This is a genomic window from Nonomuraea aurantiaca (assembly GCF_020215705.1).
GTDB lineage: Bacteria > Actinomycetota > Actinomycetes > Streptosporangiales > Streptosporangiaceae > Nonomuraea > Nonomuraea aurantiaca.
Window position 1 is genome coordinate 74,345 of the sequence record NZ_JAIWNB010000019.1, and the last position, 14,644, is coordinate 88,988.

At 71.6% G+C, this 14,644-nt stretch carries 11 protein-coding genes; 7 read left to right on the forward strand and 4 right to left on the reverse strand.

What is annotated here, in order from left to right:
• Window positions 1-129: 129 nt before the first annotated feature.
• A complete protein-coding gene (locus tag LDL49_RS36015; protein ID WP_225298037.1) occupies window positions 130-1,443 on the reverse strand; it encodes an amidohydrolase in 1,314 nt (437 codons plus the stop codon).
• 84 nt (window positions 1,444-1,527) lie between these two features.
• On the reverse strand, window positions 1,528-2,538 hold the full coding sequence (locus LDL49_RS36020; RefSeq protein ID WP_225298039.1) for an Lrp/AsnC family transcriptional regulator: 1,011 nt from the start codon (window positions 2,536-2,538) through the stop codon (window positions 1,528-1,530).
• A gap of 261 nt (window positions 2,539-2,799) precedes the next feature.
• Here LDL49_RS36020 and LDL49_RS36025 point away from each other — a divergent pair, with 261 nt between their 5' ends.
• The 6 genes from LDL49_RS36025 to LDL49_RS36050 all read left to right on the forward strand — a co-directional run bounded on the left by LDL49_RS36025 (window position 2,800) and on the right by LDL49_RS36050 (window position 9,168).
• Entirely contained in the window at window positions 2,800-4,341 is a 1,542-nt protein-coding gene (locus LDL49_RS36025) for an ABC transporter substrate-binding protein (RefSeq protein ID WP_225298041.1), read from the forward strand.
• A gap of 102 nt (window positions 4,342-4,443) precedes the next feature.
• The gene (locus LDL49_RS36030; protein WP_225298043.1) at window positions 4,444-5,424 is read left to right on the forward strand and encodes an ABC transporter permease; all 981 of its coding nucleotides are present in this window, start codon (window positions 4,444-4,446) and stop codon (window positions 5,422-5,424) included.
• Complete coding sequence (locus tag LDL49_RS36035) at window positions 5,411-5,635, forward strand: hypothetical protein (protein ID WP_225298046.1); 225 nt, start codon at window positions 5,411-5,413, stop codon at window positions 5,633-5,635. The genes LDL49_RS36030 and LDL49_RS36035 overlap by 14 nt, the downstream gene beginning before the upstream one ends.
• A complete protein-coding gene (locus LDL49_RS36040; RefSeq protein WP_225298047.1) occupies window positions 5,635-7,119 on the forward strand; it encodes a dipeptide/oligopeptide/nickel ABC transporter permease/ATP-binding protein in 1,485 nt (494 codons plus the stop codon). The genes LDL49_RS36035 and LDL49_RS36040 overlap by 1 nt, the downstream gene beginning before the upstream one ends.
• Window positions 7,112-7,921, forward strand: a complete 810-nt coding sequence (locus LDL49_RS36045; protein ID WP_225298050.1) for an ATP-binding cassette domain-containing protein — start codon at window positions 7,112-7,114, stop codon at window positions 7,919-7,921. The genes LDL49_RS36040 and LDL49_RS36045 overlap by 8 nt, the downstream gene beginning before the upstream one ends.
• On the forward strand, window positions 7,918-9,168 hold the full coding sequence (locus tag LDL49_RS36050; RefSeq protein ID WP_225298051.1) for a metal-dependent hydrolase family protein: 1,251 nt from the start codon (window positions 7,918-7,920) through the stop codon (window positions 9,166-9,168). Before LDL49_RS36045 ends, LDL49_RS36050 begins: the two co-directional genes overlap by 4 nt.
• Here LDL49_RS36050 and LDL49_RS36055 read toward each other — a convergent pair.
• Both LDL49_RS36055 and LDL49_RS36060 read right to left on the reverse strand, forming a co-directional pair.
• Window positions 9,128-10,147: a hemolysin family protein gene (locus tag LDL49_RS36055; RefSeq protein WP_225298053.1), complete on the reverse strand. Its 1,020-nt coding sequence runs from the start codon at window positions 10,145-10,147 to the stop codon at window positions 9,128-9,130. The genes LDL49_RS36050 and LDL49_RS36055 overlap by 41 nt on opposite strands.
• Window positions 10,144-11,457 carry a hemolysin family protein gene (locus tag LDL49_RS36060; protein ID WP_225298055.1) on the reverse strand — a complete coding sequence of 438 codons (1,314 nt, stop codon included), beginning with the start codon at window positions 11,455-11,457 and terminating at the stop codon, window positions 10,144-10,146. The genes LDL49_RS36055 and LDL49_RS36060 overlap by 4 nt, the downstream gene beginning before the upstream one ends.
• 74 nt (window positions 11,458-11,531) lie before the next feature.
• Here LDL49_RS36060 and LDL49_RS36065 point away from each other — a divergent pair, with 74 nt between their 5' ends.
• The gene (locus tag LDL49_RS36065) at window positions 11,532-14,642 is read left to right on the forward strand and encodes an ATP-binding protein (protein WP_225298299.1); all 3,111 of its coding nucleotides are present in this window, start codon (window positions 11,532-11,534) and stop codon (window positions 14,640-14,642) included.
• Window positions 14,643-14,644: the final 2 nt, after the last annotated feature.

Consider the following 14,644-nt stretch of genomic DNA (forward strand, 5'->3'; position numbering starts at 1 on the left):
GCAGATGAACTGATCTTGACCGATTCCCGGGGGTCGGCGCAACTGTCACACGCCGGGCGGCGGCACTCGGTCACGTGCCGCCGGGCCCGCGGGCCAGACGGCACGACCCGTACGTCAGGAAAGCGACGCTCAATTCTGGCGGATCAGTGAGGCGAGGATGTCGATGCCGATCGGGATCGCCTCCTCCACCACGTCGAAGTCCGCACTGTGGTGCGGCCCGGGGCTGCCGCCGCCGATCATCAGGTACGCGCCCTTGCCCCCGCGTCGCTGCACGTGCCGGATGAGCAGGTTCGCGTCGTCGCTCCCGGCGAACGCCTGGGTCCTGATCACCTCCACGACCTCGGGCAGCGCGCCGGCCACCTCGACGATGCGGTCGATCACCTCGTCATCGGGGGACACGGTCGACGACTGGCCCATGACGGCGAGCGCCGCCCCGACGCCCTGCGTGCGGGCGGCTCCTTCCACGACGGACCGGATCCGGTCCACCAGTTCGTCGACGACCTCGTCATCCGTGGCGCGCGCCTCGCAGGTCATCACCGCCGAGGACGGCACGATGTTCACTCCGTCACCGGCGACGAGCGTGCCGACGTTGAGCCGGGTGTCCGCGGAGCTGAAGCGGGGGATCGCCATGATCCCCAGTGCGGCCATGGCGGCGGTGAGCAGCGCGTTGCGGCCCGTCTCCGGCGAACCGGCGGCGTGGGAGGCCCTGCCGGTGAAGTCGACCTTCAGCTTGCGGGTGGCCATGCCACCGGTGAAGCTGCCCACGACCGAGCCCATGGCCATCTCGCCGGCCATGTGCACGGCGAGCATGGTGTCGATCGGGTCCGCGGCCCCGGCGTCGATCATCGTCTGCGCGCCCCGTACGCCCTCTTCCGCGGGCTGGAACAGGATCCGCAGCGAGCCCGCGAAGTCGCGGTCCGCGAGACGGTGCAGCAGGCCCACGCCCATGGCGACGTTCGCGTCATGGCCGCACGCGTGCATCGCGCCGTTCGTCGCGGCGAAGCCGTTCGCGACCGGGAAGTGCGCGGGGTCGGCTGATTCGCGCATCGGCAGCGCGTCGATGTCGATCCGCAGGCCCCATCGCGGGCCCGGCCGGTCGCCGGCCAGGTCGACGACCATCGCGGTGCCGTTCTCCCGGAAGTACCTGGCGCTTTCGGCGGGAACGCCGGACGCGACCGCGCGAGCCTCCCACTCGTCGAGCGTTTGTGGTGACGGGTAGTTCACGACAGAGGAGAGGTCGTGGGCGTCCTTCCCGGTCAGGACACGCACCGGCAGGCCGTCGATGGCCTGTTTGATCCGGGCCGCTGTCCCGATCTCCACGAACGCGGGTTCCGGATTGCGGTGCACTTCTCGCCGAAGTGCCCTGAGCTGCTCGAAGTCCACAAGACTCCTTATCACCACGATGATCGACGGCCGGGCGGCCGCCTCGCTCAGGCTAGGCACGTCGCCGCGGAGCAGTGTGGCTCGCGCGCAATCCTGCACGAAATACCAAATTTCCGAGCATGGTGCGCATGAAGTCGCATCGAGCTAGTCTTCGAATACCGGCTGACCGCCGACCGGCACGTAACGGAGGCGCCGGCTGTCGAGGTCGAGGATGTAGCCGGTGCGCTTGGCGATCCCTGGCACGATCCATCGGTCCTTGATCGGCGCCTTCGGAAACAGCGCCGCCAGCTTGCCCTCGATCTCGTCCAGCTCCTGCAGGTCGCGCAGCCAGAGGAAGACCGCCAGGTTGGTCGCACCGGTCACCGACGCGCACATCCGTACATTTTCCAGCGACCGGAGCACGGAGACCAGGCGTTCCATCTCGGAGTGCTGGACGTCGAGCCACAGCACCGCCGCGGCCGACCAGCCCATGAGGGTGTGCGCGAAGTCGACGCGCCATCTGACCCAGCCCGCCGCGAGCAGCGCGTCGATGTCCCGGGAGATCACCGAGATCGAGCGGCCCAGCTCCCGCTGCATGTCGGCGGCCGTCCGGCGCACGTCCGTGCTGAGCGCGGTGATCACGTCGCGGTGGATGGGTTTGCGGTGTTCGGGCGGCTCGGACGGACGGAGCAGGCGCAGCGCCTCGACCTGCTGGTCCGAAAGCGCGTTGAGCCGCCAGCCCGATCCTTCGAGGAAGATCCGCCGCAGGTAGTGCGTCTGGGTGCCGACGATGCCGGGGATCACGGCGATGTGCTCGTCGATGTAGCGGTCCATGGACAGCAGGGTGTGCGTCGAGACCATGATGTAGAGGTCGCGGGGGCCTGAGGTGCAGTGCACGCTGAAGATGGGTCCCTGCCGGCCGAGTTCGGCGATCACGTCCGCGCGCCGGCCGGGTGCGCACCGGATCTCCACCAGAGACGAGACCTCTCGCCCATGGGTCCGCTGCCCGTCGCTCTCGAAGCAGCTCGTCCACACCTGCCGCTCCTGGGTGAGCGTCGACCAGCGGCGGGAAATCGTCGAAGGATCGACCCGAAGAATCCTCCCCAGCTGGGTCCAGGTGGCCCGAGGATGGATCTGGAGCGCGTTGATGATCTGAAAGTCCAGGCCGTCGACCATCCGTCCATCATGCAGGAAAGGCCAGGTCCTCGCCGCGATCGGGCTCGTCCGCGGCCGCCCGCACAAGATCGAATAAGCCGCGATCGCCGTCGAGTCTCCGTAACACGCGGGAAACCTTCGGTAGGCGGCCTTTCCGGAAGGATCGTGCGCCCGACCTGCGTTATCTCCCAATTCCGTGCAAAGTGGGCCTCAGAAACCCGCCCAGCGGCAGGCAGAACCTAGGCTCACGCCATTCCTTTCGCGGTTGGACCTGGAGGATTGGTGTATCGCAAACCCATTCTTGTGCTGTCGGTGATGGCCGCGGTTGTGCTGGGCGCGGCCGGGTGCGGTGCCGGTGGGGGGACCACCGACACCATCAACATGTCGCTGAACACCGATCCGGCGACCTTCGATCCGGCGCTCGCCAAGGGTGGCGACGACTTCACCGTGGCGCGACTGCTGTTCGACACGGTGGTGCGCAAGGACGCGGGCAACACTCTCGCGGGCGGGATCGCGTCCTCGTGGACCGCCGAGGACGCCGCGCATTACACGCTCACCATCCGCGGCGGACTGAGCTGCTCGGACGGTTCGCCGATCACCCCGACGGTGGTGGCGGCCTCACTGACGCGGTTCGCGGCCAAGGAGACGAGTTCCTCGGGCCGTACGCTGGCCCTGGGCGGGGCCACCGCGACGTTCACCCCCGATGACAAGGCCGGCACGGTGAAAGCCGAGCTGTCCGCTCCGTGGTCCGACTTCCTCACCGGGCTGACGCTGCCGCAGGCCGGGATCGTGTGCCCGGCGGGCCTGAAGGACACCAAGGGACTCGCGGCGGGCAAGGTCGCCGGCGCGTTCTCCGGCCCCTACTCCCTGACCGCCTCGCAGCCCGCGGTCTCCTACCAGCTGTCGCTGCGCGAGGGCTATGCGGCCTGGCCGAAGTTCGCCAAGCCGCTGACGGGCGTGGCCGCCAAGCAGGTAACCCTCGCGCCGATCACCGACTACGCGACGATCGCCACCCAGCTGCTCGCCGGCAGCCTGGACATCGGGACGATCAGCGACGAGAACGTGGCCCGCTTCGACGGCAACAAGGCGTTCTCCACGTCGGTCGCGTCGAACACCACGACGTACCTGCTGTTCAACGAGCGTCCGGGCACGGTGTTCGCGGACAAGCCGGAGCTGCGCACCGCGGTGGCCCAGGCCATCGACGCGAAGGCTTTCAGCGACATCATCAGCGGCAAGCGGGGCAGCACGACCCTGTCGGTCGGGTCGGCCAAGCTCGCCTGCGTCAACACCGACAAGTCGCTGCTGGTCGCCCAGGATCCCGCCGCCGCCGCCAAGAAGCTGACCGGGGTCCGCTTCCGCGTCGTCGGCACCACCCTGCTGCAGGGCGGCAACGACTACATCGCCGAGGCGCTGCGCAACGCCGGCGCCACCGTGACCGTCGACTCCCTCGACAACGCCAACTGGGCCACGCTGACCACGGCCGGCGGCAAGGACTGGGACATCAACGTCCAGGGCGACAACAACCAGCTGGGCGTCCTCACCTCCTCGCTGCTCCGGGTGATGGGGCCGGCCACCGAGGACGGCGGCCGCAACAAGACGGGCTCGCTCAACAAGGAGGGCTACGGCTTCGTCACCAAGGCGATGAGCGAGATCGACCGTAACGCGCAGTGCTCGGCCCTCCAGTCCGCGCAGAAGTCGTTCCTCGAGCGCGTCGACGCGATCCCGCTGTCGACCCTGCCCGCCACCACGGTCGCCGCCGCCGGGTTCGACATCCGGACCTTCGACGACTACCTCGACCCCGCCACGCTCCGCATCGTCAAATAAAGCAAACAGCCGGAAGGCGCGTCAGTCATGGCCTCTCTCGATTCCACGCGTGCTCTGGGAGTCCCCCCACCGGACCCCCTGACCGGAGCACGGCAGCGTCCGATGCGGATCTCCTCCGCCTGGCTCCGGTTCGCCGTGCGGCGGCTCGCCAGCCTGCTGGTGATCTTCGTCGCGCTGCTGGTCGTGTCGTTCCTGATCGTCCAGCTCATCCCCGGTGATCCGGCGGTCGGTATCGCCGGCGCCAACGCCGACCTCGCTGACATCCAGCGCATCAGGGCCGAGCTCGGACTCGATCGTCCGATCTGGGAGCGATTCCTCGACCACGTGGGCGGCGTCCTCTCCGGGGATCTCGGTACGTCCTTCATGTACCGGCAGCCGGTGTCGGCGCTCATCGTGAACCGCCTGCCCTTCACCGCCACCATCGCGGTGACCGGCATCCTCGTGGTCCTGGTGATCTCGGTCCCGCTGGGCATGCTCATCGGGGTGCTCACGCGCGGCGGCCGGCGCAAGTGGCTGGACGTGGCCTTCGGCATGGTCACCGGTTTCCTGGACTCGATTCCCGGCTACATCATGGCCTCGTTCCTGGTCGTGACGTTCGCGCTCGGCATCGGGCTGGTGCCGCTCTTCCCGCCGGCCTACACCCCCCGCTTCGGGGCCGCGTCGTTCGTGCTCCCGGTCGTGGCGATCGCGATCGGCCCGATCTGCACCATCTCCCGGGTCGTCCGCCGCGAGATGGCGGTCGTGCTGGAGACCGACTACATGCGGACGGCCCGGGGCTGGCGGCTGCCCGCCCTCCGGCGCCACGTGCGTTGGGCACTGCCGAACCTGCTCACCACCACGCTCACCCTGAGCGGGCTGATCCTGACCGGCATGGTCGGCGGCGCGATCATCATCGAATCGGTGTTCGCGCTGCCGGGCCTCGGCAGCGGCATCATCAAGGCCATCCTCGACCGCGACTATCCGGTCATCCAAGGCATGGTCCTCGTCATCGGCATGATCACCGCGATCATCAACCTCCTCGTGGACGTCCTGCTCGGACTGATCGACCCACGGACCCTCGGGGGGTCGCATGTCTCCGCGTAGGCGCCGCCGGAACCCCGGACTCGTGCTCGGCCTGGGCGTGCTGGGCTGCGTCGTGCTGATCGCCGTACTCGCCCCGATCCTGTTCGCCGGCCAGGCGAGCGCCTGGGCCCGCGGTTCGCCGCGCCCTCGTCGGACCACCTGCTCGGCACCGACGCGGCCGGCCACGACGTCCTGCTGCGCAGCCTGGTCGCCACCCGCCTCACCCTGCTGATGACGGTCGGCGCGACGGCCATAGCGGTCGTCCTCGGCGTCGTGCTGGGCACCGGCGTCTGGCTCGTACCGCCCCGGATCAGGGAGATCTGCCTGCGGGTGATCGACGCCATGGTGGCCTTCCCCGGGCTCCTCCTCGCGCTCGTCGTGGCGGCCGTGCTCGGCGCGGGCGGCTCCTCCGCGGTGATCGCCATCGGCCTGTCCGGCATCCCCTACTTCGCGCGCCTCACCGCCAACCTCGCCGCGAAGGTCTCGCAGCAGGAGTACGTCTCGACCGCCCGCCTCCTGGGCGTGAGCCACGGCCGCATCGCGGTCAGGCACATGCTGCCCAACATGGCCGAGCCGTTGCTCGTGCTGTCGGCGTCGACGTTCGCGGCCACGCTCACGGCCATCTCCGCGCTGTCGTTCGTGGGCCTCGGCGTCCAGTCGCCCTCCTACGACTGGGGCAAGCTGCTGAACGAGGCCCTGCCGTCGCTCCTGGCGGGCCGGCCCTTCCAGATGGCGGGTTCGGCGGCCCTCGTCATCTTGACCGGGCTGGGCGCGGTGCTGATCGGCGACGGACTCGCGGCGGCGGCGAACCCTCGGGGACGCACGGCGACGGCCCGCAGCGCGGCACCCTCCACCGGCCCGGACGAGGCGGTGCCGGCGAGCGACCACCTCGCCGACGTCCGCGACCTGTGGATCCACGCGGGCGGCGAACCGCTGGTCAAGGGCATCTCCTTCGGCATCAGGCGAGGTGAGATCGTCGGCATCGTGGGCGAGAGCGGCTCGGGCAAGACCCTCACCGCGATGTCGCTCGCGCAACTGCTGCCGGACGGCCTGACCTCCACCGCCGCCCGCATGTCCATCGGCGATCTGGACCTGCGCCGGCCCGTCGCGCCGGCTCTCATGGCGGAGGCGGTCAGCCTGATCTACCAGGACCCGGGCTCGACGTTCAATCCCGCGCTCCGCATGGGCGGTCAGCTCACCGAGGTGCTGCGTACCCACAAGGGCCTCAGCGCGCAGGCGGCCAGGCAGCGCGTGCTCGACGCGCTCAAGGTGGTCCACATGACCAGGCCCGAACACCGCATGAAGCAGCACCCGCACGAGCTCTCGGGCGGCATGCGGCAGCGCGCGATGATCGCGACCGCGCTGGCCGTCGAGCCGCGCCTGATCATCGCCGACGAGCCGACGACGGCCCTGGACGTGACCGTCCAGGCCGAGATCCTGCGCGAGCTCAAGCGGGTCAACAGCGAGTTCGGCGCCTCCATCGTGTTCATCTCGCACGACATCGGGGTGGTCCGCGCGCTGTGTGACCGCGTCCTCGTGATGTACCACGGGGAGATCGTGGAGGAGATCGCCGCGGCGGACCTCGCCGTGGAGACCGTCCGCCACCCGTACACGAAGACCCTCCTGGAAGCCGCACCCGACATCGACGGCCCCGTGGGCGGCCGGCCCGGCGGGTCGGGCGACCCCGAGCACGCGAAGGAGCACTCGCATGGATGAGGCGATCGCCGTCGAGGTCCGCGACCTCGAGGTGGGCTACGGCTGGGGCGGCAACGCGACGCGCATCCTGCACGGCATCACGATGGACGTCGCCCGGGGCCGTACGGTCGGCATCGTCGGAGAGTCCGGATCGGGCAAGTCGACGCTGGCGAAGGCGCTGGTCGGGCTCGTCCGGCCGACGGCGGGCAGCGTCAAGGTCGGCGGCGTGCACGTGTCCTCCGCACGTGGCGCGGACCGCCGGGCGATGCGGCGGAAGGTCCAGATGATCCCGCAGGACCCCTACTCGTCACTCGATCCCCGCCGCACGATCGGCGAGGCGCTCGCCGAGGCCGTGGACCCGCGCCGGGCGAAGGTGACGGCGCACCGGGACGAGATCGTCCACTGGCTCGAGACCGTCAGGATGCCGGCCGACACCATCGACCGCTATCCCCACGAGTGCTCCGGAGGGCAGCGGCAACGGGTCGCGATCGCCCGCGGCCTGATGATCCGGCCCGAGGTGGTGATCGCCGACGAGATCACCTCGGCGCTCGACGTCTCGGTCCAGGCGGAGATCCTCAACCTCCTCGCGAGCCTGCGCCGCGAACTCGACCTGACCATGGTGTTCATCTCGCACAACCTCGCCGTCATCCGGCACGTGAGCGACGAGGTCGTGGTGCTCTACCACGGCGACATCGTCGAGCAGGCCCCGGCGGCGGATCTCTATCAGCGCCCGCGGCACGAGTACACACGCACCCTGCTCGACTCGGTGCCCGGCGCACCCGGCTTCGACATCCGGCCCAGGCCACGGAAGGACGCCTCTTGAGGCTGCAGCGCAATCTTCGGCTCATCAACGTCAGGATCATCGACGGCACCGGAGGGCCGCCCATCGAGGACGGCGTGCTGGAGGTGACCTCGGACGGCGTCATCGGGTTCGTCGGCAGGGCGGCCGAGGCCCCGGACGGCCGCGACGCGGACGTCCGCGATCTGCGGGGCCGGACGCTCCTGCCCGGATTCATCGACTGTCATGTGCATCTGGGGTTCGCCCTGGCGAACGGGCCGTACCACCGCCTGCAGAACGATCCGGCTCTGATCCACCTCGAGTCCGCCGCGCGGATCCGGGAGACGCTCGAGGCGGGCATCACCAGCGCGCGCGATCTCGGCGGGCTGTCCCTGGGCTTTCGCGAGGCGATCGAGCGCGGGCTGATTCCCGGCCCCCGGCTGAAGCTGGCGGTGAGCCCGATCAGTCACACCGCGGGCCACGGGGACTTCCATGTGCCCGGCGGAGAGGTCGCCTACACCGTGCCCGAGCTGATCGAGCTGGCCGACACCGTGGACGAGGTCCGTCGGGCGACGCGCCGGGTGCTCCGCCAAGGGGCCGACCTCGTCAAGATCTGCACCAGCGGTGGCATGGGCAGCAGGCACGACCATCCCGACGACGAGGGCCTGCGCCTGGACGAGGTACGGGCGATCGTCGACGAGCTCGACCGGCACGGCGGCAAGCCGGTCGCCGCGCACGCGCAGGGCCGCGTGGGGATCCTGACCGCCCTCCGGGGCGGGGTGACCAGCGTCGAGCACGGGTACGGCATCGACGACGAAGGGCTCGATCTGCTGGAGGAGCGCGGCGCCTTCCTCGTCCCGACGCTGTCGACGGTGTTCGCGATCGACAAGGAGAAGATGCAGCCGTACCACTACGCCAAGAAGGTGAAGTGGTCGGAGATCACCAAGAAGAACATCGGTCACGCGATCGCGCGCAAGGCCAAGATCGCGCTGGGCACGGACGCCGGAGTCTGCCCGCACGGCCAGAACCTGCGCGAGCTCGGCCATCTCGTCGAGCTCGGCATGTCCCCGATGGACGCCCTCGTCGCCGGCACCCGGACCGCGGCCGAGGCGCTCGGCGTCTCCGACGAGGTGGGCACGCTGGAGGTGGGCAAGCTCGCCGATCTCGTGGTCACCGACGCCGATCCGCTGCGGGGCATCCACGCGCTGGCCGACCCCGCGCACATCGAGATCGTGATGAAGGCGGGCGTCGTCATGAAGGACCTCGGGACGGCTGACGGACTATCCCGCTGAGCACGTCGTCCAAGGTGACCACGCCGAGCACCTGCCCCCTGTCGCCGGTCACGGCGGCGAGCTGGGCGCGGCGCTGACGCATGGTCGCCAGGACGTCCGCGAGCGTCGCCGTGCCGGAGATCAGCGGCAGGGCGCGGATCGGCAGCGGCTGACGGGATCCGTGCCCGTTGAGCGCGTCCAGGATGTGCAGGTAGCCCCGCAGCTCGGTGGGGCTGTCGCCGTGCACGGGGAAGCGGGAGTGCCCGTGGCGCCCCGAGTACTCCTGCAGCCCGAGGCTGTCGATCGTCGCGGGCACGCTCACCACCTCGCCGATCGGCACCATGACCGTGCCGACCGGCCGGGCTTGCAGCGCGAGCGTGGCGATCATCCGGTCCCGCTCGTCCTGCCGCAGCAGTTTGTGCCGGCGGGACTCCTCGATCAGCACCGGCAGCTCCGCCGAGGTGTAGACGGTGTGGATCTCGTCGGCCGGCGGGATCCGCAGCAACCGCAGCGCCGCGCCCGCCATGGCCTGGATCAACGTGAGCAGCGGGCCGATCGCCCGGGCCAGGACGAACAACGGGGGCACCAGCCACAGCGCCGCCGTGTCCGGGCCGGACAGCGCGAGGTTCTTCGGCACCATCTCCCCGATGATCACGTGCGCGGACACCACCAGGAGCAGCGCCAGCGCGAAGGCGACCGGATGCACCATCTCCTGGGGCAGCCCCACGGCCGCGAACAGCGGCTCCACGGCCCGCGACACCACCGGTTCGCCGAACGCGCCGAGCATCAGCGAGGCCAGCGTCACGCCCAGCTGCGCCGCGGCGAGCATCGTGGGCACCGTGTTCATGGCGGCGAGCACCGCCTGCGCCCGGCGCGAACCCGCCCGCGCCTGCGGCTCGATCTGGGTATGGCGCGCCGAGATGAGGGCGAACTCGGCGCCCACGAAGAACCCGTTGACCGCCAGGAGCAGCACGAGGGCCAAGCCGTCGGTGATGGTCACGGATGCTCCCGCCTCGGCGCGGTGAGGGTGACCTGCTCGATCCGCCGGCTACGCATGGCCTCCACCCGGAGCGTCCACCCGCCCACCTCCACCTCGTCGCCCGGATCGGGGATGCGGCCGAGCCGGGCCAGCACCAGCCCCGCGAGCGTCTCGTAGGGCCCCTCGGGCATGCGGAAGCCGGTGCGTTCCTCGACCTCGTCCGCCGTCAGCACGGCCGGCACGCTCACCGAGGCGCCCGGCGCGAGCAGGGCGGCCGCGGGCTCGGCCGACTCCTCCTCCGGCAGGTCGTACTCGTCGGCGATGTCGCCGATCAGCTCCTCCACCAGGTCCTCCGCGGTGACGACGCCCGCGAAGCCGCCGTACTCGTCGATCACCACGGCCATCTCGACGCCCGCCGAGCTGAGGCGTTCCTGGACCACCTCCAGGCTCACCGACTCGGGCACCTGGACCGCCGGCCTGACGATCGCGGCGACCGGCGTCCGCTCCCGCTCCTCCTCCGGCACGGCACACGCGCGCGGCACGCTCGCCACGCCGAGGATGTCGTCCAGTTCCGCGCCGCACACGGGGATGCGCAGATGCCGGGTGCGGCGGGCCAGCTTGAGGAACTCGGCGACGCTGGTGGATCCGGCTATGGTCACGCAGTCCGTACGGGGGGTCATCGCCTCCGCCGCGATCTTGCCGCCGAAGCGCAGGGCCCGCTGGAGCATGGCGGCGGTGCTCGGCTGGAGCGCCCCCGCCTCCGCCGACAGCCGGACGAGCAGGCTCAGCTCCTCGGGGGAGCGGGCCGAGGCGAGCTCCTCCTGCGGCTCGGCCCCCAGCCACCGGACGATGCCGTTGGCCACCGCGTTGCACAGCTTGATCAGCGGCCCGAACGCGGCGGAGAACACCCGCTGCGGCGGCGTCGCCACCCGGGCCACGGCCATGGGCCTCGACAGGGCGGCGTTCTTGGGCACCAGCTCGCCCAGGACCATCTGCGCCACCGTGGAGACGACGATCGCCAGGACGACGGCGACGCCGGGACCGGCGGGGACGCCGCCCAGCAGCGGCTCCAGCAGGCCGGCGATGGCGGGCTCGGACACGACGCCGAGCAGCAGCGACGTGACGGTGATGCCCAGCTGCGCCCCGGACAGGTGGAACGACAGCCGCCGCACCGCGGCCTCGATCCCCTGCGCGCCCCGGTCGCCGGACTCCGCCAACTGGTGCACCCGTACGCGCTCGACGGTCACCAGGGAGAACTCCGCCGCGACGAAGATCCCGTTGGCCACGATCAAGGCCAGCGCCCCGAGCAGGAAGACCACATTCAGGATCACGGGCGAAAGCTAGCACCGGCGAAGGACCCGGCGGAAGCCAACGCGGCGGGTGGCAAGCTTGGGGCGTGCGTGTGATGCTGCTGGGCCCGTTCGAGATGCGGGCCGACGACGGCCGTCCGATCGAGATCCCCGGCACGAGGCTGCGCGCGCTGCTGGCCAGGCTCGCGCTGGAGGCCGGTCGGGTCGTGCCGGTCGAGGTTCTCACCGCGGCCGTCTGGGGGGAGGAGCCGCCGGCGGGCAGCGCCAACGCCCTGCAGGCCCTGGTCTCCCGCACCCGCCGGTTGGTCGGCGCCGCGGCGATCGAGTCGCTGCCGCCCGGCTACCGGCTGGCGATCGAGCCCGAGCAGGTCGACGTCACGTGCTTCGAGCGGCTGGCGAGCGCCGGCGACCTCGCGGCGCTGCGTGCGGCCGAAAGCCTGTGGCGCGGGCCCGCGCTCGCGGAGTTCGCCGGCCTGCCGTTCGCGGCCAACGAGGGGGTACGCCTGGCCGAGCTGCGCCTGTCGGCCGCCGAAGCACGGCTGGAGCTCGAACTCGCCGAAGGCGCCGACGTCCTCGGCGAGCTGCGCCCGCTGGCCGCCGCCCACCCGTTGCGCGAGCGCCTGCAGGGCCTGCTGATGCGCGCGCTCTACGCGGCCGGACGGCAGGCGGACGCGCTGGAGGCCTATGAGCGGACCCGGCGCACGCTGGCCGAGGAGCTGGGTGTCGATCCGTCGGCGAAGCTGGCCGAGGTCCACCTGGGCCTCCTACGGCACGACCCTCGGCACCAGCCCCGGCGCCGGGGCCGGCGGACCAATCTGCGCGCTCAGGTGACCAGCTTCGTCGGCCGGGAGGAGGAGCTGGCGCAGCTGGCCAAGGCGTTGGAAGCCGCCCGGCTGGTCACCGTCGTCGGGCCGGGCGGCGCGGGCAAGACCCGGCTGGCCACCGAGGTCGCGCAGCGCTCCGCCGAGCTCGCCCCCGACGGCGTCTGGCTGGTCGAGCTGGCGGCGGTGCGCGAGCCGCTTGACGTCGCCCACGCGGTGCTCACGGCGATCGGCGCCAGAGACTCCGGCTGGTTCGAGCCCGCGCCCGCCGAGGGCGCCCCGGCTCGCGACGCCACGGACCGGCTGTCCGAGGCGCTGGACCGGCTGTCCGAGGCGCTGGACGGCCGGCGGGTGCTGCTCGTCCTGGACAACTGCGAGCACGTCGTGGCGGCCGTCGCGCACCTGGCCGACCGGCTGCTCGGCGCCTGCCCCGACCTGCGCGTCCTGGCGACGAGCCGGGAGTCGATGGCCATCGGCGGGGAGAGCCTCTATCCCATCCCGCCCCTGGAGTGGCCGGCGGGCGTGGTCCGCGATCCGCGGTCCTATCCGGCCGTGCGGCTCTTCGCCGAGCGCGCGGCCTTGGTCCGCCCCGGCTTCGTGCTGGACGAGGACAACACCGGCACGGTCGTCGAGATCTGCGGACGGCTCGACGGGATGCCGCTGGCCATCGAGCTGGCCGCCGCGCGGATGCGCGCGTTGAGCGTCGAGCAGATCGCCGCCAAGCTCGACGACCGGTTCCGCCTGCTCAGCAGCGGCAGCCGTACGGCCCTGCCCCGGCACCAGACCTTGCAGGCGGTCGTCGACTGGAGCTGGGACCTGCTGTCCGGCCGCGAACGCGAACTCGCGATGCTCCTGGCCGCCTTCCCCGGCGGCGCCACGCTGGACGCGCTCGAAGCGGTGAGCGGACCGGACACCGGCGACGTGCTCGACGTCGTCACCGCCCTGGTGGACAAGTCCCTGGTCGAGCCGTCCGGCGAGCGCTACCGCATGCAGGAGACCGTCCGGTCGTACGGGATGGCGCGGCTGAGCGAGGCCGGGCAGGACCGGGCCGTCCGCGACCGGCACGCCCGCCAATTCCTGCGGCTCGCCGAGACCGCCGACCCCGAGCTGCGCAGGGCGGACCAGCTCCACTGGCTGGCGCGGCTGCGGGCCGAGGACGACAACCTCCTGGCCGCGTTGCGGTTCGCGGCCGAGGCCGGGGACGCGGAGCTGGGCGTACGGCTCCTCGCGGCCGTCTGGTGGTTCTGGTACCTGGAGGGCAGGTCCCTTGAGGGCATGCACTGGGCGCGCGGCGTCCTCGACCTGCCCGGCGAGGTGCCCGACGCCCAGCGCCCGGTGCGGTTGGTGCTGGCGGCGTTCGCCCACCACGGGCTCGGCGCGGTCGAGGCGGCCCAGCAGGCGATGAACACCGGCCTGGAGCTGCGCGACCGGCTGGGCGAGGAGGCGTCCGGGTGGGTGCTGCTGCTCTTGGCGCCCGTCTGGCTGGGCGATCCGGTGGGCGCCGCGCGTTCGGCCGATCGGCTGCTGCCGCGGCTCACCGGCTGGGAGCGCGCGACGACGCTCATGATGCGGTCGATCGTGGCGGAGTACGAGGGCGACGTCGCCCGAGCCTTCACCCTCCTGGACGAGGCCCGCCGGGGACTGGAGGACCTCGGCGAACGCTGGGCCCTGTCCTCGGCGTTACGCGTGCTGGCCGAGCACCACGCCCGCCGGGGCGACCTGAGCGCCTCGATCGACGCGCGGCTGGAGGCGCTCCGCCTGGCCGGCGAGCTCGGCATCGTCGAAGACCAGGCGGCCATCCTGGCCGGCCTCGCGATCACCCGCGCGCGGCTGGGCGAGCTCGACCGGGCACAGAGCGACATGCGGGCGGCCTGGGACTTCGCCCAGCAGCTGCGCAAGCAGGAAGGCATCGAGTACATCCGGCTGGCGCGGGCCGAGCTCCTGCTCAGAAGCGGCGAGCGGGCGGCCGCCCGGCGCGAGCTCGACGCGGTGGAGGCCATGGCCCTCCACGCGCCGGTTCGGGCGTCGGCCGGCTGCTACCGGGCCATGGCCGCCCTGCTCGACGGCGACGCCGACAACGCCCGGCCGCTGCTCGACACCGCGATCGAGCTGGCCGCCGACGCGGTGGACATGCCGGCCCTGGCCGGCGCGGCCCACCTGCGCGCCGCGCTCGCCCTGGCCGACGGTGACCCCACGCGCGCCGCCCACCTGCTCGGCCTGGCCGCCGCACTGCGGGGGACGACGGACCTGAGCGGCTTCGACAACCTGCTACGGCCCGCCGAACGCGCCCGCGCCCTGCTCGGCGAGGCGGCCTTCGCCACGGCCTACGACCGCGGCGCCTTGCTCACGCGGGATGCGGCGATCCAGGCCGTACGCGGCCATTAGCG